Source organism: Sphingorhabdus sp., assembly GCF_040079335.1.
Lineage (GTDB): Bacteria > Pseudomonadota > Alphaproteobacteria > Sphingomonadales > Sphingomonadaceae > Sphingorhabdus_B.
Genome location: NZ_JBEBKL010000027.1, coordinates 20,674 through 40,523, shown reverse-complemented (window position 1 = coordinate 40,523; position 19,850 = coordinate 20,674). Strand labels below are relative to the sequence as shown.

Genomic DNA, 19,850 nt, shown 5'->3' with positions numbered 1-19,850 from the left:
GAACCCGGTATGGACTCGACCATCAATCCGTTGGAAACGCTCGTAAAAAATTCCTCCAATTCGTTCGTTTCAGTCTTGACCCCTGCCTTCGGAGGGCAGCGCTCTATCCAGCTGAGCTATGGGTGCTTTAACGAACCGCGCGGTTAGCAGGAGCATCGCGCAGTCGCCACCCTTTTTTTGCAACATCGGCGCGTGGCGCGGCGTTGATGCTGTCATTGCGGCAAATCAAAACAGACAAAATTTAATCGCACGATTAAATTGCGCTTGACTCGCCGCCCAGCCCTGTCAACTTTCCCCCAAAGCGAGTGGAGAGCCTATCATGACATTGTTCGAAATCCCCAAGGAAATTACTGACTATTTGGCCGAGCTGGACAACTTTATCGAGCGTGAGATCGTTCCGCTTCAGAAGCAGGACGATAATGAGCGCTTTTTCGATCATCGCCGCGAATGGGCGCGCACCGATTGGGACAATGACGGGCTGCCGCGCAAGGAGTGGGAGCAGTTGCTGGTCGAGATGCGCCGCCGCGCCGACAAGGCCGGGCACTATCGCTTTAACCTTCCCGTCGAATATGGCGGCAAGAATGGCAGCCACCTGGCGATGGCGTGCATCCGCGAGCACCTCGCTCAAAAGGGGCTGGGCCTGCACAACGACTTGCAGAATGAAAGTTCGATCGTCGGTAACTTAGTCCAGCCGCTTATGGTCCGCGACTTCGGAACGCCCGAGCAGAAAGCAGAATATATACCTGCGATGCTCGAAGGGCGGATGCGTTGCACTTTTGGCCTGACCGAGGAACATCATGGTTCGGACGCGACCTGGATGGATACCCGCGCGGTTCCAGAAAAGCGCGACGGCGTCGATGGCTGGCTGATCAACGGTAACAAGATGTGGACCACAGGCGCGCACCATCATTCGCATTGCATGGTCTTTGCCCGCCACAGCGGCAATGATGGCGATGCAAAGGGTATCGGCTGCTTCCTCGTCCCCGCCGACACGCCCGGTTTCGAGGTGGGCGAATATATGTGGACGTTCAACATGCCGACCGACCACCCCAAGGTTGCGCTCAAGGATGTTTGGATTCCCGGGAATATGGTGCTTGGCGATCTCGACTATGGCCTCGCGCTGGCGCAGCATTTCGTTCACGAAAACCGCATCAGGCAGGCTGCCAGCTCGTTGGGTGCGGCGCAATATTGCATCAATGAAAGCGTCAAATATGCCCGCGAACGCAAGCCTTTCGGCAAGCCGCTCGCGGTCAATCAGGCGATCCAGTTCCCGCTCGTTGAACTGCACACCGAAGCGGCCATGCTGCGCCAGCTGATCTATGCGACCAGCGCCAAGATGGACACAATGCCCAAGCCGGAAGTGGCGAAGCGCCTGTCCGATGTGATCTCGATGTGCAACTACCGCGCCAACCGTCTTGTCTGCGACGCCGCTGACCGGGCGATGCAGGTGCATGGCGGCATCGGTTATTCGCGGCACAAGCCGTTCGAACATATCTATCGCCACCACCGCCGCTATCGCATCACCGAAGGTGCGGAAGAAATTCAGATTCGCAAGGTTGCAGGCCACCTGTTCGGCTTCATGAGCAAGGGCTGATGCAGCAGGCACTGGATTTTCAGGACGAGAGTGAGGCGATCCACGCCTTGCTCTCTCCGCTTACTGACGATGACTATACGAAGCCGACCCTGTTCAAGGGCTGGACGATCGACGAAGTTCTGCGCCATTTGCATGTCTGGAATATTGCAGCCGATCTTGCCATGAGCGATGCGGAGGCTTTCAGCGCCTTTCTCGGCCATATGGCGGCGGGCATTCGCGGCGGGCGGCTGCCTGATTTCGAGAAGGTCTATCTTGAGGATCTATCGGGCATAGCTCTACGCGATGTCTGGATTGCACAGGTTCGCGCGATGACGCCGTGCTTTGCCGCCGCTGATCCAAAAGCACGGGTGCCATGGGTCGGGCCGGAGATGAGTGTGATCAGTTCGATCACTGCGCGGCTGATGGAAACATGGGCACACGCGCAGGCGGTCTATGATGCGTTGGGGGTCGAACGTGTGGATACCGACCGGATTGGCAATATCGTGCGCCTGGGCGTCAACACCTATGGCTGGACCTTCAAGAACCGCAAGGAAGACCCGCCGGGGTCGATGCCAAGGCTTCGGCTGACCGCGCCTTCGGGTGTGATCTGGGAATATGGAGAAGGCGACGACCTGATCGAAGGCAGTGCCAGCGAGTTCTGTCAGGTCGTCACCCAATGCCGAAATATCGGGGACACGTCGTTGTCGGTGCAAGGGCCCGTCGCGACGCGCTGGATGGCGATTGCGCAATGCTTTGCCGGCCCTCCACAAGATCCGCCTCCGCCCGGTGCCCGCCACCGGTCGTAAATTCACAAGGCTTCCATCGACAAGGTTCTGGACGCTTGGCACGAATTCGCTAGAGAAGCGAACGATGGACGATGAAGCGCCGACCAATTTGAGTTACAAGCTATCCCGAAGCGCCGGTGGCCTTTGGGAAAAGCTGCAGGTCTATTGGGAAAAGAAATGGGTCCGTTGGAGCAGCTATGCCCTGGGCGGCATGCTTGTGGGCTATCTGCTGCTCTGGGCAGTTTTGCTGCGCAATTTGCCTGACGCCGAGGCGCTGGTTGAATATCAGTCGCCATTGCCGACCGTCGTCCGCGATATTGATGGCGAGCCCTTTCACAGCTACGCCCGAGAACGGCGTGTTCAGCTGGAATATGCCGATTTTTCGCCAATGCTGATCCGTGCCTATCTGTCTGCCGAGGATAAGAATTTCTTCAGCCATGGCGGGATTGACTATATCGGTATCGCGGTAGCCATTTTTGACAATTTGACCAGCGGCGGCCGGTCGCGCGGTGCGTCGACGATCACACAGCAGGTGGCGAAGAACCTGCTGCTCACCAACGAATATAGCTATACCCGCAAGATCAAGGAGGCGATCCTCGCCTATCGCATCGAAAATGCGCTGAACAAGCAGCAGATCCTGTCGCTGTACATGAACGAGATCGCGCTGGGTCGTCAGGCTTTTGGTGTTGAAGCTGCCGCGCAGGCGTATTTCGGCAAGAGTGCCGACGCCCTCGAACTGCATGAAATGGCGTTTCTCGCAGCCTTGCCCAAGGCGCCTGAGCGTTACAGCCGTGCCGAACATGAGCAGGCCGCGATTGGTCGCCGCAACTGGATCCTTGGCGAGATGGTTGCGAATGGCTGGGTTTCTCGGGAAAAGGCCGAAGCTGCGAAAGCCATGCCGCTGGGGCTGATTCCCCGCCAAGGGCAGCAATATAAGAATGATGGCGGCTATTTTGCCGAAGAAGTCCGCCGCCAGTTGATCGAACAATTTGGCGAAACCGCAGATAAAGGGCCATTCAGTGTCTATGCGGGCGGGCTGTGGGTCCGGTCGTCGATGAACCCCGAATATCAGGAGCTAACCTCCAAAGCGCTGCGAGACGGGCTGTTGCGCTATCATGGCGGTCGCGGATGGACCAAGCCGATTGCGACCATCCCGATGAATGACGGCAAATGGCAGTCGCGGTTGGCCAGCTCGAACATCGGCATCGGTTACAGCAACTGGCGCATTGCAGTCGCCATCCGAAAACGCAGCGGCGGTGCGGAGATCGGATTTGCCGATGGCGACACGGGCCTATTGAATGCGACACCCGAAGCCTTGAAAGCAGGCGATATCATCGCTGTCGCACCTGTCAGTGGGCGCAATTACCAGTTGCGGACTGTACCGGAAGTTGGTGGCGGTATGGTCGTGCAGAACCCGGTCAATGGCCGTGTGCTGGCGATGCAAGGTGGCTTTGACTCACGCATTTCGAGTTTCAACCGGGCGACACAGGCGCAGCGCCAGCCGGGTTCGACAATCAAGCCGTTCGTATATGCGACCGCGCTGGAAAGCGGCATGACGCCTGCGTCGATCATAGTAGATGGACCCTATTGCGTCTGGCAGGGCGCTTCGCTCGGCCAGAAATGCTTCCGCAACTTTAGCGGAGGAGGGGCAGGGCCGCAAACGATGCGTTGGGGCCTCGAACAATCGCGCAACCTGATGACGGTCCGCGCGGCGAACGACTCCGGCATGGAGAATGTCGTCAATACCTTCAGGGCGGCGAATATCGGTGATTATCCACCGTACCTCTCTTATGCGCTGGGTGCTGGCGATACGACCGTCCTGAAAATGACCAATGCCTATTCGATGCTCGTCAACCACGGGCGCGAACTGAAGCCGACGGTTATAGATTTCGTTCAATCGCGCACGGGCAAGGTGATCTGGCCCAAAGACTGGAAGGCCTGTACGGGCTGCAACAGGAAAGATTGGGATGGCAAGGCCATGCCCCGCTTTAAGCCCGGCGGAAAGCCGGTAATCGACCCTGTGACCGCCTATCAGGTCGTGCATATGCTCGAAGGCGTTGTCCAGCGCGGAACGGCCACTATCCTGCGCGATCTGGACCGACCGCTGTTCGGCAAGACCGGGACTACCAATGGCCCGACCAATGTCTGGTTTGTCGGTGGCTCGCCCAACCTGGTTGCGGGCGTCTATCTGGGCTTTGACCAGCCACGCAATATGGGTGGCTATGCGCAGGGTGGCTCGATAGCTGCGCCGATATTCAAACAATTCGCGCGACAGGCCTATGTCGGTTTGCCCAGACTACCCTTCATAGCGCCCAATGGCGTGCGGCTGGTGCGGATTGACCGGAAAACCGGAAAACGCGTCTATGGGGCATGGCCTGATGATGATCCCAAAGGTGCCGTTATCTGGGAGGCGTTTGCCGCCGAAACCGAACCCAAAAGGTCGATCCGTCAGGATGAACTCGAAAAACGCGGCGACAAACCGAAGAAGAAGGTTGAAGCCAAAGCGGCTGAAGGCGGGGATAGTGGCGCTGGCAGTGCACAAAGCAGCGCTCAACGCGATCAGGAGTTCATGACCAAAGAGGGCGGAATCTACTGACCTGCGCCTGTCGAAGTGCGATGATTTGAGCGTTCGGTTTACCAGTCGTTAAGCATTTTTCTTCAATATTTCCCTGCAAGAAAAGGGGGTCGCACCCTGAATTGGGAATGAAAGTAATGAGCATCAAATTGAGCTATGCAAAAATGCTGGCGCTGGCCATTGCTGGGTTCGCGACGATGGCGACTTCGCCCTCATTCGCTGCGTCCGTTGCTGTGCTGGCCTTTACAAATTCGGTCATCTTGACAAGCGAAGCGATGATCGAACGCACCGAAGTCGATGCCGGTGGCAGGGAAAGCACTGCACTCAAGCAACCTAAAGATGTAATCGTTGTGCCCGGTGATCGGGTCATTTTCACGCTGCGCTATGTCAACAAAGGCGCTGAACCGGCAACCGGTTTCCGCGCCACAAATCCGATGCCCGGCCCGGTTCAATTTGTTTCAGTGACCGAAGACTGGGCGGAAGTTTCTGTCGATGGCGGTGCAACCTGGGGCAAGCTGGCCAACCTGAAAGTGGCTGTCAAAGGCGCAGAAGGTGCTGCGGATACGCTTCGCCCGGCGGCAGCAGAAGATGTTACCCATGTTCGCTGGATATTCACTTCAGCGATTCCACCGGGTGCCGAAGGCTCGGTTTCCTATCGTGGTCTGATCAAATAGCGTTATCTACTGGCGTCCGTTAAACTTTGGTTGCGGGGTGTCTCGCGCTGGCACAGCCGGGGGCTTGTTGTGCGAAAACAACAACATTAATGCTCTAGGATTGTACGTTAACCCTCTTTGAGGCTGGATTTACGCCAACATGCGGCGCAGCCTAGGCGGTAACAGGATATCCGGAGCATGAAACATGCAGTTCAGGGCTAATAAATTTCGGTCGCAGCTGGTTATGGCAGCATTGGGCACTTCGGTGCTTTTGCTCTCTGGTTGCGGCGGTAGTGATGCAGGCGGTGATGATGTCGCTGCACTTGACGAAAAGCTGGTCGGCAAAGGTTCAGACCCGGCAATGACCGGTGCTCTGCAGGACAAGATCCTCGTCGACCCTGACCTTACAGGCAAATCCAATGGCAATATGGTCCGCTCCGGCGATCGTCCGCTAGACGGCAAGACGCCATCTGACGCAGGCTATGAAGGCTCGACGGCTTCGGCCGAAGAACTGAATGGTGCAAAGCTGATGCGTGCGCCCAAACCCAAAGTTGTTGGCACTGAGGATTGCAATGATTGCGCCGCCAATCGCGGTGAAACGCTGGAAGCGCGCGCCGCCGCTCAGGGCGTGAAGCGCGGCAAGGGCACATGTGAAGCCAAGCTGCAATATGGTGCAGGCTGGGCGGCACGTATGCCGACCGAATTCCCCGTCTATCCCAAAGGTCGTGTCAAAGAGGCGGCTGGCGTTGAGGGCGGCATTTGCGATATTCGTGTTGTCAGCTTTACGACTTCGGCAGGTCGTCAGTCGGTTGTCGACTATTACTACACCCGCGCCAAACGGTCGGGCTTCTCTACCGATTATGAAATTCGCGATGGCGAACATATGCTGGGCGGCGTGCGCGACAATGATGGCGGCGCCTATGTCATCACGCTTACCGCGCTCAAGGGCGGTGGCACGGCAGTGGATATTGTGGCCAACAACGGTCGCTAGAATTTAATCTGGTCTCTGATTCCGAAACGACTTGGGGGGCTTCGGTTCCCCAATTTCTTTTCTAGGAACATTGCATCGTCCGCCATATAGTCGTTTCGAACAGGAGCGGAGATTTGGTGATGCGTATTGCGGCGATGATTGTGCCTATGGCCTTGTTGATGGCGACCTCGGTGCAGGCAGAAGATGAAGCGCCGCCCAAAACCTATGTCGACCTTTTGGCATGCCGTTCCATCGAAGACGCCAACGCGCGCCTCGCTTGTTTTGACAAGTCGAGCGCCGATCTGGAAAAAGCGCGAGAAGCCAAAGAAGTTGTCCTTCTCGACCGTGCCGATGTGCGGAAGACACGTCGATCACTTTTCGGTTTTACGCTTCCGAATCTGCCCTTCTTCGATGGCGACGACAGCGCCGACGAAGAAGAGATCAAGGAAATCAAGACCACGTTTGAAACGGTTCGCGACCTAGGCCTTGGCAAGTGGCAATTTACCGTCCCCGAAGGTGGAACATGGCAAACCACCGAAGCACTGACCACCTATCCCAAAGAAGGCCAAGCGATCACGATCAAAAAGGGCATTGCGGGCGGCTATATGCTCAAGATCGGCAATGGCCCGCTGCGCCGTGTTAAACGGGTCAACTGATCGTTCCTGCCAACGGGGCTGGTTTTACCGGATTCAGCCGCTAATGCAGTTTTCATGCAGGCCTATATTTTAGTCATGACTGGCGGTGCCATTGGTGCGGCTGCGCGCTTTGGATTGGCGCGAGCGATACCGAGCGCGCACGTGGGGTGGCCCTGGCCGACCTTTATCGCCAATGTGCTGGGTGGGCTGCTGATGGGACTCCTCGCCGCTTATGTGTTGCGCAGCGGAGCGGTGAGCGAAAATGCCCGGCTGTTTGCGGGTGTTGGTGTGCTTGGAGGTTTTACCACGTTCAGCGCCTTCAGTCTTGAAATGGCGCAGATGATCGAGCGTGGGGAACTGGCATGGGCAGGCGGTTATGCGCTAGCCTCAGTCCTGCTGGCGCTGCTGGCGTTGTTTGCAGGGCTCTTAGTCGGTAGGGCGGTGTTTGTATGAGCAAGGACAGCCTGACCATTCGCCGTTTCGTCGTCGATCCCGAAGATGATGGCATCCGCCTTGACCGCTGGTTCAAGCGGCACCTGCCCGATGCCAGCTTCAACATCGTTTCGCGTTGGGCGCGCACGGGGCAACTCCGTGTCGATGGCAAACGTGCGGCCCCCGGCGACCGGATCGAAGCAGGGCAGGAAATCCGCGTCCCGCCCGCCGAACCTGTCGCTGACGCACGCCCCAAAAAGGCGCGCCCGCAGGTCAGCGAGGAAATGGCCGAATTCGCTCGCAGCCTTGTGATCCACAAAGACAAGGCCGCGCTGGTGATCAACAAGCCAGCGGGGTTGGCGACGCAGGGCGGCACCAAGACCGAAAGCCATGTCGATGGCCTGCTTGATGCATTGTGTTTCGAACTGGAGGGGCGACCCAAGCTGGTCCACCGGCTCGACAAGGATACCAGCGGCGCCTTGCTGCTTGCGCGTACGCCGCGCGCTGCCGGACATTTCTCCAAAGCATTTTCGTCGCGCACAGCGCGCAAAGTCTATTGGGCGCTGGTGATGGGTGTGCCCGAAATCTACGACGGCTTTATCGATCTGCCACTCGCCAAGCAGCCCGGCACAGGTGGCGAGAAAATGCATGTCGATGAAAAGGAAGGCCAGACAGCACGGACCCGGTATCGTGTCGTGGAGCGGGCGGGCAATCGCTGCTGCTGGGTCGAGTTGCAACCATATACTGGCCGCACCCACCAGTTGCGCGTGCATATGGCAGCAATCGGCCACCCGATTGTGGGCGACGGTAAATATGGCGGCAAGGATGCTTTCCTGACCGGCACGATCAGCCGCAAGATGCACCTGCATGCGCGGCGCATCCGCATCGATCATCCTGAGGGCGGGCATATTGACGTGCGCGCCGACCTGCCGCCGCATATGGCGGAAAGCTTCGCCGATCTGGGGCTCGACATCGAACTGGGCGATGCGCTGGTGCTTGATGAGCCTAAGAAATCCGAAACGCCCGAGGGCAAGCGCCGCGCCGCCGCCGCGCGGGCCAAGGACGTGCGCAAGGAACGCAAGGGCGAACGGCGCAGTCGGGGTGAGGTGAAGGTACCGCCAAAGACGACACGCGCAAAGCCCGCTGCCAAGCCCAAGGGGCGCAAGAAATAATGCATCCCAATTCGACGTTTCGTCTTAAAGGCAGTGATGCCGAACAGCGCGCGACGATGGAAGCGCTGGTTCAGGAAATCGGCTTTGGAATGGTATTCGCGCAAACTCCTGATGGCCCGCGTGTGGCACAATCGGCGCTGTTTTCAACCGGCGATGGCGCGGTGCAATTTCACCTTTCGAATGGCAACGCGTTGACCAAATATCTGCATGGCAGCGACGCGCTGGTCGTGATTAACGGTCCCGACGCCTATATCAGCCCAGATTGGTATGAAGGGGCCAATCAGGTGCCGACCTGGAACTATCTGAGCATCGAGTTAGAAGGGCCGGTGCGCAAGATGGATGACGATGGTCTGGTTGCGTTGCTCGATGATCTGAGTGCTGTCAACGAAGCGCGGCTCGCGCCGAAAGCGCCTTGGACGCGCGACAAGATGGACAGCACCTTGTTTGACAAAATGACCCGCGCGATCACCGGCTTTGAAATGGAAATCCGCGGCTGGCGACCAACCTTCAAACTGTCGCAGAACAAGCCCGATGCGGACCGGATGCGTGCCGCCGAGGAACTGGAAAAGCAGGGCAAAAGGGCATTGGCGCATCTGATGCGGGAATGGGTTCAGTGACATCACCTCGCCTCGCCATATTCGATTGCGACGGTACGCTGGTCGACAGTCAGGCGAATATCTGCATGGCGATGGAGTATGCGTTTGAAGAAGCAGGGATGGTTCCGCCACCCCGACCTGCGATCAGGCGAACCGTCGGTCTCAGCCTTGTAGAAATCATGCGGAACCTGCTTCCCGACGGCAGCGAAGAGCACCACCGGGACATGGCTGAGCGGTACCGGGCATCCTATCTGACCTTGCGCAGCAACGGGCTCGAGCTTGAGCCGCTCTATGACGGCATGGCGGCTGTGCTCAGCGAACTCGACGAAAATGGCTGGCTACTGGGTGTTGCGACAGGAAAGTCAGATCGAGGGCTGGAACGCTGTCTCGACCATCATGGTATCAAAGGGTTGTTTGTGACCCTGCAAACCGCCGACCGGCACCCGTCCAAGCCGCACCCGTCGATGGTGTGGCAGGCTTTGGCAGATGCCGGTGCCTACGCCGCCAATGCCGTGATGATTGGCGATACCGTCTATGACATTCATATGGGAAAGGCTGCCGGTTGCCGCACCATAGGTGTGAATTGGGGCTATCATCCGCTCGATGAATTGCGCGAAGCGGGGGCGGATCATCTCGTTGAATCTATGGAAGAATTGATGCACGCATTGGAGGGCAGGGCATGAATAGTGACGAACGCGAAGCACTGGCGAAGAAGCGCTTCTTCCTGCTCAGTGCGATGCGCTTTGCTTCGGTCATTTTTGTCATGATGGGAATTGCCAATGTCGGCGGACGCCTGTTTCCCGATGCAGCGCCTTATCTTGGCTATGGCTTTCTGCTCGTCGGTGCGCTCGACTTTTTCCTGATACCAGTGTTGCTCAAAAAAGCCTGGGCAAAGCAGGACGCGAATAAGGGCTGATCATGCGCCGCTTCTGGAAACAGGTCAGCCTAGAACAGGGCACTTATGGGCATGCGATAAGGCTCGACGTGCGCGCGCTCAAGACGCCGATGCGCAATGAGCTTTATCTGCCGACCAAGGCGCTGGCCGATGCGGTAGTGGCAGAATGGGAGGCTGTGGGTAAGGTCATCGATCCCGCCGCGATGCCGATGACGGGCTTTGCCAATGCTGCGATTGATCATGTCGCCCCCGACCGGGCCAAATTTGCTTTGGCCATCGCGGCCTATGCCGAAAGCGACACCTTTTGCTATCGCGCCGAACCGGATGAACCGCTGGCGCCAAAACAGGCCGAGATATGGGATCCCTGGCTAGATTGGGCACGGGGGCGTTATGATGTTTCGTTCCAGATCGTGCACGGCGTGTTGCATCAACCGCAGCCGGATGTGACGCTGGAAAAACTGCGCGCTGCGGTGATGGCACGGGGCACGTTCGAGTTGGCGGCGATGGCCAAACTGGCGCATCTGGCCGGGTCACTGGTCGCGGTTCTGGCGATCGTCGAGCAAGCGGGTGATGCGCAAAGCCTGTGGGATGCGACTTGCCTCGAAGAACTATGGCAGGAACAGAATTGGGGCGAGGATTATTGGGCGCTGAAAAACCGCGCTGACCGCGAGGCGGAATTTTTGGCAGCGGCGCATTTTCTGGAACTGTTGCGCGTTTAACCGAATTTTGGTCTTCTCGTCCCAAGCTGTCACGCTGTAGGGATGGAGGTTTGCATGCAGGATTATGTCACGCCATCGGGCCTGATCATGCTGGGCGCGGTTGCAACCTGCATAGTGCTGTTGATCGTGGCGATTGCCGCAACGACTGCGACTAATAAAGTCGGCTGGATGATGGTGCGCCCGGGCGGCATGCACTGGTTTTCTTTCTATGGCAGCGCCGCGTTGTTTGCGTTGATCGCGTGGGTTTGGATTTTTGTCGGATCGGCGCGCTCGGATGCTGCATTCCAGATGCGTATCGCCTTCTGGCTGGCTTTCACTTTCGGAATAGGCGCGGTCTATTCGGGCCTGTTAATCCGCAAGCTGCGCAAGACTGCGCTGCGCATGAGGGGCCGCCAGATCGCTTATGTTGACAGCGACGGGCGCGAAGCGATCCAGTCCGTCGATGATTTCACGGCATTCCGCCGCCGCTGGCGCGGGGACTATCAACTATTATTCAACGATGGCACGGTGATCGCGCTCGATCCTTATGCGAAGAACAGCGATGAATTTATGGGTCGGCTGTTTGATGAGCCTTTGCCGGAAGAGCGTTAACTTGCCACCAGATCGCGGACGAAGCCGATCAGCCCCTTTTGCCGACGCCGCTTGAGCCGTTCCGCGGTCAAAATCTGACGAACTTGTTCAAAGCAACCATCGACATCGTCGTTGATCAGGACATAGTCATAGCCATCCCAGTGGCCGATCTCGGATTTGGCGCGCGCCATGCGTTCACCGATCACGGCATCGCTATCCTGCGCGCGGGCGTGGAGGCGGCGTTCGAGTTCTTCGATTGAGGGCGGCAAGATGAAGACGCGGACGACATCCGGGCCCGCTTCCTGATACAGCTGCTGCGCGCCCTGCCAGTCGATATCGAACAACACATCGCGACCGGCCGCCAGCTCGGCCTCGACCGGTGCCTTTGGCGTGCCATAGCGATGCCCGAAGACATGCGCCCATTCGAGGAACTCTCCATTTGCCGCCATCGCTTTGAATGTCGGCACGTCGATGAAATGATAATGCACCCCGTCAATCTCACCGGGGCGCGGTGGGCGCGTGGTGTAGCTGACCGAAAGTGCGATTTGCGGATCAGCCTTAAGCAACATACGCGACAGCGTGGATTTGCCTGCGCCGGAAGGCGAGGAGAGCACGAACAGCAGTCCGCGGCGTTCGAGTTGGTTGTCGGAACCGGCCATAGCCGCTACTGCTCGAAGAGAGGGCAGGGCGTCAAGCCCTTAGGAGGGGATTTCGAATGAATTGGCCGCTTCGTATCAGCAAGTTCAGTGCACTTATCGCCTTTCTGCTCTTTGCCATTATCGGGGCCGTCCTATGGTCGATGGGCCGCCCGCCGATTTGTGCTTGTGGCGATGTGAAATTGCTCCATCTGGTCGTACAATCGAGCGAAAACAGCCAGCATCTGGCCGACTGGTACACGCCGAGCCACATCATCCATGGCTTCCTGTTTTATGGGGCCGGTTATTTGCTGCGCCGCAAATGGTCCGCGCTTTTTCCGCTGGGAGTTGCAGTCGCTCTGGCGATAATGGTCGAGGGCGCTTGGGAGATTTTAGAAAATTCACCTGTCATCATCGATCGCTACCGCGAGGTGACGATTTCCTATGGCTATGCTGGCGACAGCATCGTCAATTCACTGGCCGACATTGCCTGGATGATATTCGGCTTTTTCCTCGCCTCACGCCTGCCGTGGAAGGCGACGCTGGCTCTCGGTCTGGCAATGGAACTATTCGTTGGCTGGATGATCCGCGACAATCTCGCGCTCAACATATTGATGCTGACCGCACCGCTTGAAAGCGTGAAGGAATGGCAGGCGGGCGCAAGCGGATATTGGGTAACGGGGAAGGAAAGGAGCGATTGAGATGACCAACGGAGAAACCGAAGCGTTACAAATCGTCGATGGCGATTACTGCACCGTTATGGCAGGTGTGCACAAGGGGAAGGCAGGGATCGTCAGGGAAATCAACCGGAGCAAATCCGGTAATGTGACGATCACCGTGGTTCAGGATGATGGTGAACGATTCAAGACACTTGCGCGAAGTGTGTTGATCGGAAGCAACTAGCTGCTTCGCTTCTTCCGGCGGTCATAAACCGCTTTTGCAACCAGAGCTCCACCAACGAGCAACGCGCCGGGAATCGAGCGGGTAGCGATCCGCGTGGCAGCAATGCCTAGTCCTGCACCCAAAATGCCATGGCCACGCTTGCGTCCGACGACTTCTCCGACGACGGCGCCTGCAATAGTTTTCAACAGGGGCATGTGGATAACTCCTTTTTCCACAGGGTGGTGTGGATAATTACACCATGTCCTCTGCCCTGACATGGGTATCAAAGGTCGCCGCGTCAACCAGCCCGAGCGCCAGCGCGGATTGTTTGAGTGTCAGGCCGTTCTGGTGGGCGTGCTTGGCGATTTTGGCGGCATTGTCGTAGCCGATAATCGGGGCAAGCGCGGTGACCAGCATCAGCGAGCGGTCGACCAACTCGGCGATACGCTCGCGATTGGGCTCCAGCCCATCGACGCAGTTTTTCGCAAAAGTCTCCATGCCGATGCTGAGCAGCTCGATCGAGCGCAGCACATTCGCGCCAATCAGCGGCTTGAAGACGTTGAGTTCCAGATGCCCTTGCATCCCGCCCACTGTCACCGCCTGATGATTGCCAATGACTTGCGCCGCGACCATGGTCAGCATCTCGCACTGGGTGGGGTTGACCTTCCCCGGCATGATCGAGCTGCCGGGCTCGTTTTCAGGCAGGTTGAGTTCGCCAAGGCCTGAGCGCGGGCCGGAACCCAGCAGGCGGATATCGTTGGCGATTTTGGTGAGGCTGACAGCTAAGGTGTTCAGCCCGCCAGATAGCTGAACCAATGGGTCATTGGACGCCAAAGCCTCAAAATGATTCAGCGCAGGGATGAATTCGATACCGGTTAGGCCGCTAAGAGTCGCACAGAATTCTACATCAAATATCGACGGAGCATTCAAGCCTGTTCCGACCGCCGTACCGCCTTGCGCGACTGACTGTACATCTTCAACCACTGTTGATTGTATGCGTTCAAGGGAGCGATAAACTTGATGGGCGTATCCAGAAAACTCCTGACCTAATGTGATAGGAGTGGCATCCTGCAAATGTGTTCGACCGATTTTGACGATATCGTTCCACGCATTGCTCTTGTCAAAAAGGGCTTGGTGCAGCCGATTTGATGCCGGGATCAAAAGTGTTCGCACCGAATGTGTCGCCGCCACATGCAAAGCCGTCGGAAAGCTGTCATTCGACGATTGGCTCATATTCACATGATCATTGGGATGGACTGGCGATTTACCGCCGCGTACACCTGTCAGCATCTCGTTGGCACGTCCTGCGATCACCTCGTTGACGTTCATGTTCGATTGCGTGCCGCTGCCGGTTTGCCAGATGGTCAGCGGGAACTGATCGTCATGCTGGCCAGCGACGACTTCTGCTGCCGCAGCCTCAATTGCGTCTGCAAGTGTGGCATCAAGCCCATGCTTGCGATTCACCCGCGCGGCAGCCTGCTTCACCAGCGCTAGTGCACGGACGATTCCAAGCGGCATCCGCTCATGCAGAGGGAACGGAAAATTGCCAATGCTGCGCTGCGTCTGAGCGCCCCAATAGGCCTCCGCCGGGACGTCAATTGCGCCGAAGCTGTCGGTTTCGCTGCGGGTTGCCCCGGTCACTTCTTCCGTCCGAAGTCCACCGTCACGACGTTCGAGCCATCCTCCTGCTCGATGCTGGGCCCGTCATTTTCCGCCTGTTCGTGCGGTTCTGGGCCGGATTCGGCGTCGACGTGGAATTGCAGCGCGAAATCGACCGCCGGATCGACAAAGGCAGTGATCGCGGAGAAAGGGATGTGGAGGTGTGCAGGCACCTGGCTGAACGACAGGCCCACCTCGAAATAATCGTCGCCGACCTTCAGGTCCCAATATTTGTGCTGCATCACGATGGTCATTTCGTCGGGGAAACGCTCCATCAGATGCACCGGGATGGCAACGCCTGTCGCGCGGGTCTTGAAGGTGATGTAGAAATGATGGTCGCCGGGCAAGCCGCTGACCATGACTTCACCGAGCACACGACCAACTACCGCACGCAGGGCTTCTTGCACGATATCGTCGTAGGGAATCAGGCTGTCAGGGGCGTCGTCGCTCATGCGCGCCTTGGTGGACTGACCGCGATTTGAAATCAAGATGAACTTTAGCGAGGCATAGGTTCGCGCACTTGCACTGGCATATTATCGGCTTATAGCGGCGGCCATGCGTACCGCCTCTGTCAACCGGAACACCAAGGAAACCGAAATAGCGGTCGAGGTAAATCTCGACGGCAGCGGGCAATTTGATATTTCGACCGGGATCGGTTTTCTCGATCATATGATCGAGCAATTCTCGCGCCATTCGATGATCGACATCCAATGCCACATCAAGGGCGACCTGCATGTCGACCAGCACCACACCGCAGAGGACAGCGCCATCGCCATCGGGCAGGCGATCCTGCGGGCGCTGGGCGATAAGGGCGGGATCATGCGCTATGGCAGCGCCTATTCGCCGATGGATGAAACGTTGAGCCGCGTTGCGCTCGACATTTCGGGGCGGCCCTATTTCGTCTGGAAAGCAAGCTTCACGCAGGAGCGCCTTGGTGAGATGGATACCGAGCTGTTTGAACACTGGTTCCACTCAATTGCCGACACGGTCGGACTTACGCTGCATATCGAGTTGCTGTACGGGAAGAACAACCACCATATCGCCGAAAGCATCTACAAGGGCTTTGCCCGTGCGATGCGGCAGGCGGTCGAGATCGACCCGCGCAAGGGCGGCGCTATTCCGTCGACCAAGGGGATTTTAGGTGGCTGAGAGCATCGCGCTGATCGACTATGGCGCGGGCAATCTCCAATCGGTTCGAAACGCGCTGAAAGCAGCGGGGGCGGCGGATATCGCTGTGACTGCAGAACCGGAGGTCGTTGCCCGCGCCGAGCGCATCGTCCTCCCCGGCGTTGGCGCCTTTGCAAATTGCATGGAAGGTGTTTCGGGCATCGACGGGATGATCGCGGCGTTGGAGCAGCGCGTGCTGCGCGATGCCGCGCCTTTCCTTGGTATTTGCGTGGGCATGCAGTTGCTCGCCGATGTGGGCGTCGAGCATGGCAGTACCAAGGGCTTGGGCTGGATCGGTGGTACTGTGCGCGCGATCGAACCCGCCCCCGGCTTCAAAGTGCCGCATATGGGCTGGAACGATGTGACGGTTGAGGGTGCGCATCCGGTTGTGCAGACCGGGGTTGCCTATTTCCTGCACGGCTATCATTTCGACGCCGCCGATCCCTTGCATATTCTGGCGACGACCGACCATGGCGGCCCGCGTGTGGCGGCGGTGGCGAAGGACAATATCCTCGGGGTGCAATTCCATCCTGAAAAGAGCCAGAGCTATGGAATAGCAACCCTCGCACGCTTTCTGGAGTGGAACCCATGATCGTATTTCCAGCCATAGACCTGAAAGGCGGCCAGGTAGTGCGCCTTGCTGAAGGCGATATGGACCGGGCGACCGTCTATGCCGACGACCCCGCTGCGCAAGCGCTGCTCTTTGCAGAGTCAGGCGCGGAACATCTGCATGTTGTCGATCTCGACGGAGCTTTCGCGGGTAAACCGGAAAATGCCGAGGCGGTCGAATATATCATCGAGAATTTCCCCGGCTATGTGCAGCTGGGCGGCGGCATCCGTAATCGGACGACGGTCGAGCGCTGGTTCGATCTGGGCGTCGCGCGGCTGGTGATTGGCACCGCAGCACTCAAGGACCCGCAATTCGTCAAGGATATGGCGCGCGAATTTGAAGGCGGCATCGTCGTTGCGGTCGACGCGCGTGATGGCTTTGTCGCGACCGAAGGCTGGGCCGAGAAATCGGACATGCCGGTGATCGACCTCGCCCGGCGGTTTGAGGATGCAGGCGTCGCCAGCCTGCTCTTCACCGATGTCGGGCGCGACGGGATGCTGACCGGGTGCAATATCGACGCGACGGTCGATCTGGCGCGCTCGGTCGATATCCCGGTGATCGCCAGCGGCGGGGTGAAGGGCATCGACGAAATCCACATCCTCAGCCTGCATGCACAGGACGGGATTGAGGGCGTGATTACCGGTCGCGCGATTTATGACGGGCGGCTCGATCTGGCGACGGCGATCAGGATGGCGAATAGGGGATGAATTGGCATTTAGCTATTGTGCTGATGACTTCGGTGTCATCAGCGATATTCGTGGCTCACACTCTAATAAGCTTACGCAGGGGCTACGCCATTTGGGGGACTAAAAAATGGGAGCGCGACGTAAATCCTAGATTCTACTGGCTGCACATCATTGGGTTCGCGGCGTTGGCAGCTATGTCGATCAAAGTCTTGTTCGATTTTGTCGGTCAGATTTAACTATGACCGTCCGCATCCGCGTCATACCCTGTCTCGATGTCGCCAATGGCCGGGTGGTCAAGGGCGTCAATTTCGTTGACCTGAAGGATGCCGGTGATCCGGTCGAGCAGGCCAAGGCTTATGATGAAGCAGGTGCAGATGAGCTGTGCTTTCTCGACATCACCGCCAGCCATGAAGGGCGAGACACGATCCTCGATGTGGTGCGGCGCACGGCGGAAGTCTGCTTCATGCCGCTAACCGTTGGCGGCGGGGTGCGGAGTGCCGAGGATGCGCGGGCTTTGTTGCTCGCGGGGGCGGACAAGGTGGCGGTGAACAGTGCGGCGGTCGCGCGGCCCGAAGTGGTGGCGGATATCGCCGAGCGTTTCGGCAGCCAGTGTGTCGTCGCTTCGGTCGATGCCAAGCGCTGGTCCGACGGCCGCGACGGATGGGAAATCTTTACCCATGGCGGTCGCAAGCCGACGGGGATCGACGCGGTCGAACATGCGCTGAAACTCGCCGAACTGGGGGCGGGCGAATTGCTCGTTACCAGTATGGATCGCGACGGCACCAAGATCGGTTTCGACTTGGAGCTGACGCGCACCATCGCCGATGCGGTTGATGTACCGGTGATCGCCAGCGGTGGCGTGGGCACGCTCGACCATCTGGTTGAAGGCGTGAACAAGGGCCATGCCAGTGCCGTGCTCGCTGCCTCAATCTTTCACTTTGGCACCTACAGCATTGCCGAGGCACATGCGGCGCTCAGGGCAGCGGGGCTCCCCGCACGCGGCTGATCACCAGCGGATCAGGCGCGGTACAATCAGTCGTCCGAGCAACGCACACAGTCCGACCGCCAGAGAGTACCAAAATCCGGTATAGACTATGCTGTTGAACGGGCAGTGGAAGTTGTAGGCAAAGGCACCCAGCCCACCGGCAGCAAGCCCTGTCAGCCAACCCGCCTTGTCCGTCGCTACCGGTGCCCCACGGCGCAGCCACAGTACCATGGGAACAGCTGTAGCAAGGCCGCCGACCAGGCTGTAGGTCAGGCACTGGATACCCGATTGCATCGTACCCGAAGAACCAAATGGCTGTCCGGCAAATGCGAGAATGGTCGCGGCCAAGGGAAACAGTACAGCAGCGGCCAGCGCCGTTTTCCAGCCATGTCCCTGCCGTCCAACCCCCGGATTGGCCATTGCCAGCAAGGTCGCCGCACATACCAACCCAAGCAGCAACAGGGTTCCGGAGCGGAGCAAGAACATCGGATGCGGCGCGCCCGCCATCAAATCGGTCCGTATCCCGGCATGGGCTGCGATGACGGCGACGGCGGCGATAGTCAGGCCGACCGGCAGCATAAACGCGCGGCGTAAGCTCATCGGCCGCACCGGCTCCAGTTCGTCGATAAGCTGCGAAATGTCGAAAGGTTGTTTCATATTCTCAATCATTCTCGATCAGGGTCGCGAGTTTCTTCAGCCCGCGATGGATGTTCACTTTGACCAGTGCTTCGGATTGCCCTGTCTTGGCGCAGGCTTCGGAAATGCTCAGGCCGTCAATCTTGACCACACGGATCGCTTCGGCTTGTGGCGCGGGGATGAGGTCGAGCAACCGGTCGATACTAATACGCGCACCAACCACTTCTTCATGGCTCTCTTCGGCTGCGTCATGGTCATCCAACGCTTCGGTTTGCTGCCGATAGCTTTGCCGCAACCGATCCACCCAACGATAGCGCGCGATGGCGGCCAGCCAGGGCAGGAAGGGGCGGGAAGGGTCGTAACTCGCCCTTTTGCGGTGGAGCGAAATCAGTGTTTCCTGCACCAGATCATCGATCGCATCGGGGGCAATTTTCTGCCGGAAGTAACGGACAAGCCAGTTCCCGCATTGTTCGAGAAGGACGGCATAGGCCTGTTTGTCGCCAGTTTGCGACATTCGCATCAGCCTGCGCAGTCCTTCCTCGTTCGCAATCACGCGCGGCGGCCTGTAAGCAATGCGTCGACCGACAAACCGCCGCCCCCGCGCACAATGAGTATCAGCGCCAGCGCGATCCAAAGGCTGTGCACCTGCCACCATGCCTCGGGGAAGACAAATATCTGGATGACGATGGTCATGCCGAGCAAGGCAAGAGCGGAAAGCCGGGTAAACAGGCCGAGTACGAGCAGGATCGGTAAAGCATGTTCGGCATAAGTTGTCAGATACGCAGCAAACTCGCTCGGCAACAACGGCACCTCGTTGAAAGGATCGTCGCCGAACTGGTAGATCGTGTTTTCGCCGACGGTCAGCCAACTGCCTTCCTCAACCTTTGTCCGACCCGATCGCCAGAATATGCCAGCCAGCGTCACGCGGACAAACAGTAGCATGAGAGATTCGATAAATCCGCCGGAAATCAGGCTAATGAAACGGTCATAGGGTCGGGTCAGTGTCTGCAGCATC

The 19,850-nt window shown here is 58.2% G+C and carries 26 protein-coding genes; 19 read left to right on the top strand and 7 right to left on the bottom strand.

The annotated features are described in order from the left end of the window. The first annotated feature begins 319 nt into the window (after positions 1-319). From ABL922_RS09105 to ABL922_RS09045, 13 genes are all read left to right on the top strand, one after another. Entirely contained in the window at positions 320-1,594 is a 1,275-nt protein-coding gene (locus ABL922_RS09105; RefSeq protein WP_349023901.1) for an acyl-CoA dehydrogenase family protein, read from the top strand. Then, a complete protein-coding gene (locus ABL922_RS09100) occupies positions 1,594-2,379 on the top strand; it encodes a TIGR03084 family metal-binding protein (RefSeq protein ID WP_349023900.1) in 786 nt (261 codons plus the stop codon). The genes ABL922_RS09105 and ABL922_RS09100 overlap by 1 nt, the downstream gene beginning before the upstream one ends. Before the next feature lie 64 nt (positions 2,380-2,443). Next, positions 2,444-4,954 (top strand): transglycosylase domain-containing protein, encoded by a 2,511-nt coding sequence (locus ABL922_RS09095; RefSeq protein ID WP_349023899.1) that lies wholly within the window; start codon positions 2,444-2,446, stop codon positions 4,952-4,954. A gap of 116 nt (positions 4,955-5,070) precedes the next feature. After that, positions 5,071-5,607 (top strand): hypothetical protein, encoded by a 537-nt coding sequence (locus ABL922_RS09090; RefSeq protein ID WP_349023898.1) that lies wholly within the window; start codon positions 5,071-5,073, stop codon positions 5,605-5,607. A 223-nt stretch (positions 5,608-5,830) separates the two neighbouring features. Further along, on the top strand, positions 5,831-6,577 hold the full coding sequence (locus tag ABL922_RS09085; protein WP_349023897.1) for a hypothetical protein: 747 nt from the start codon (positions 5,831-5,833) through the stop codon (positions 6,575-6,577). 113 nt (positions 6,578-6,690) lie between these two features. Beyond that, entirely contained in the window at positions 6,691-7,212 is a 522-nt protein-coding gene (locus ABL922_RS09080; protein WP_349023896.1) for a hypothetical protein, read from the top strand. Between the two features lie 75 nt (positions 7,213-7,287). Further along, positions 7,288-7,644 (top strand): CrcB family protein, encoded by a 357-nt coding sequence (locus ABL922_RS09075; RefSeq protein WP_349023895.1) that lies wholly within the window; start codon positions 7,288-7,290, stop codon positions 7,642-7,644. Then, a complete protein-coding gene (locus ABL922_RS09070) occupies positions 7,641-8,795 on the top strand; it encodes an RluA family pseudouridine synthase (RefSeq protein ID WP_349023894.1) in 1,155 nt (384 codons plus the stop codon). Before ABL922_RS09075 ends, ABL922_RS09070 begins: the two co-directional genes overlap by 4 nt. Next, positions 8,795-9,412: an FMN-binding negative transcriptional regulator gene (locus ABL922_RS09065; protein WP_349023893.1), complete on the top strand. Its 618-nt coding sequence runs from the start codon at positions 8,795-8,797 to the stop codon at positions 9,410-9,412. The genes ABL922_RS09070 and ABL922_RS09065 overlap by 1 nt, the downstream gene beginning before the upstream one ends. After that, positions 9,400-10,074, top strand: coding sequence for an HAD-IA family hydrolase (locus ABL922_RS09060; RefSeq protein WP_349023892.1), 675 nt, complete (start codon positions 9,400-9,402; stop codon positions 10,072-10,074). Before ABL922_RS09065 ends, ABL922_RS09060 begins: the two co-directional genes overlap by 13 nt. Further along, positions 10,071-10,307: a hypothetical protein gene (locus ABL922_RS09055; protein WP_349023891.1), complete on the top strand. Its 237-nt coding sequence runs from the start codon at positions 10,071-10,073 to the stop codon at positions 10,305-10,307. The genes ABL922_RS09060 and ABL922_RS09055 overlap by 4 nt, the downstream gene beginning before the upstream one ends. Before the next feature lie 2 nt (positions 10,308-10,309). Beyond that, positions 10,310-11,005, top strand: a complete 696-nt coding sequence (locus ABL922_RS09050) for an ATP12 family protein (protein WP_349023890.1) — start codon at positions 10,310-10,312, stop codon at positions 11,003-11,005. Between the two features lie 54 nt (positions 11,006-11,059). Beyond that, positions 11,060-11,596, top strand: coding sequence for a hypothetical protein (locus ABL922_RS09045; protein WP_349023889.1), 537 nt, complete (start codon positions 11,060-11,062; stop codon positions 11,594-11,596). On the opposite strand, the gene gmk is transcribed toward ABL922_RS09045, so the two are convergent. Further along, positions 11,593-12,234 (bottom strand): guanylate kinase, encoded by a 642-nt coding sequence (gene gmk, locus ABL922_RS09040; protein WP_349023888.1) that lies wholly within the window; start codon positions 12,232-12,234, stop codon positions 11,593-11,595. The two genes, ABL922_RS09045 and gmk, sit on opposite strands and share 4 nt — an antisense overlap. Before the next feature lie 56 nt (positions 12,235-12,290). On the opposite strand from gmk, the gene ABL922_RS09035 reads away from it, so the two are divergent. Beyond that, complete coding sequence (locus ABL922_RS09035; protein WP_349023887.1) at positions 12,291-12,911, top strand: DUF2585 domain-containing protein; 621 nt, start codon at positions 12,291-12,293, stop codon at positions 12,909-12,911. 1 nt (position 12,912) lies between these two features. Then, a complete protein-coding gene (locus tag ABL922_RS09030; RefSeq protein ID WP_349023886.1) occupies positions 12,913-13,113 on the top strand; it encodes a KOW motif-containing protein in 201 nt (66 codons plus the stop codon). Here the strand turns inward: ABL922_RS09030 and ABL922_RS09025 are convergent. The 3 genes from ABL922_RS09025 to ABL922_RS09015 are packed head-to-tail and all read right to left on the bottom strand — an operon-like array spanning position 13,110 to position 15,203. Next, positions 13,110-13,307, bottom strand: coding sequence for a hypothetical protein (locus ABL922_RS09025; protein ID WP_349023885.1), 198 nt, complete (start codon positions 13,305-13,307; stop codon positions 13,110-13,112). The two genes, ABL922_RS09030 and ABL922_RS09025, sit on opposite strands and share 4 nt — an antisense overlap. A 37-nt stretch (positions 13,308-13,344) precedes the next feature. Beyond that, complete coding sequence (gene fumC / locus ABL922_RS09020; RefSeq protein WP_349023884.1) at positions 13,345-14,733, bottom strand: class II fumarate hydratase; 1,389 nt, start codon at positions 14,731-14,733, stop codon at positions 13,345-13,347. Continuing rightward, positions 14,730-15,203 carry a ClpXP protease specificity-enhancing factor SspB gene (locus ABL922_RS09015; protein ID WP_349023883.1) on the bottom strand — a complete coding sequence of 158 codons (474 nt, stop codon included), beginning with the start codon at positions 15,201-15,203 and terminating at the stop codon, positions 14,730-14,732. The genes fumC and ABL922_RS09015 overlap by 4 nt, the downstream gene beginning before the upstream one ends. Positions 15,204-15,306: 103 nt before the next feature. On the opposite strand from ABL922_RS09015, the gene hisB reads away from it, so the two are divergent. The 4 genes from hisB to hisF all read left to right on the top strand — a co-directional run bounded on the left by hisB (position 15,307) and on the right by hisF (position 18,220). Beyond that, complete coding sequence (gene hisB, locus ABL922_RS09010; protein WP_349023882.1) at positions 15,307-15,900, top strand: imidazoleglycerol-phosphate dehydratase HisB; 594 nt, start codon at positions 15,307-15,309, stop codon at positions 15,898-15,900. Then, entirely contained in the window at positions 15,893-16,510 is a 618-nt protein-coding gene (hisH, locus tag ABL922_RS09005) for an imidazole glycerol phosphate synthase subunit HisH (protein ID WP_349023881.1), read from the top strand. Before hisB ends, hisH begins: the two co-directional genes overlap by 8 nt. Continuing rightward, complete coding sequence (gene hisA, locus ABL922_RS09000) at positions 16,507-17,235, top strand: 1-(5-phosphoribosyl)-5-[(5-phosphoribosylamino)methylideneamino]imidazole-4-carboxamide isomerase (protein ID WP_349023880.1); 729 nt, start codon at positions 16,507-16,509, stop codon at positions 17,233-17,235. Before hisH ends, hisA begins: the two co-directional genes overlap by 4 nt. Positions 17,236-17,452: 217 nt before the next feature. Further along, positions 17,453-18,220, top strand: a complete 768-nt coding sequence (gene hisF / locus ABL922_RS08995) for an imidazole glycerol phosphate synthase subunit HisF (RefSeq protein ID WP_349023879.1) — start codon at positions 17,453-17,455, stop codon at positions 18,218-18,220. Here the strand turns inward: hisF and ABL922_RS08990 are convergent, their stop codons facing one another. Genes ABL922_RS08990 through ABL922_RS08980 form a run of 3 tightly spaced genes read right to left on the bottom strand, consistent with a single transcriptional unit; the run spans position 18,221 to position 19,849 of the window. Further along, on the bottom strand, positions 18,221-18,856 hold the full coding sequence (locus tag ABL922_RS08990; RefSeq protein ID WP_349023878.1) for a DUF1109 domain-containing protein: 636 nt from the start codon (positions 18,854-18,856) through the stop codon (positions 18,221-18,223). A 4-nt stretch (positions 18,857-18,860) separates the two neighbouring features. Continuing rightward, entirely contained in the window at positions 18,861-19,349 is a 489-nt protein-coding gene (locus ABL922_RS08985; RefSeq protein ID WP_349023877.1) for a sigma-70 family RNA polymerase sigma factor, read from the bottom strand. Between the two features lie 35 nt (positions 19,350-19,384). Further along, on the bottom strand, positions 19,385-19,849 hold the full coding sequence (locus tag ABL922_RS08980; RefSeq protein WP_349023876.1) for a DoxX family protein: 465 nt from the start codon (positions 19,847-19,849) through the stop codon (positions 19,385-19,387). Position 19,850: the final 1 nt, after the last annotated feature.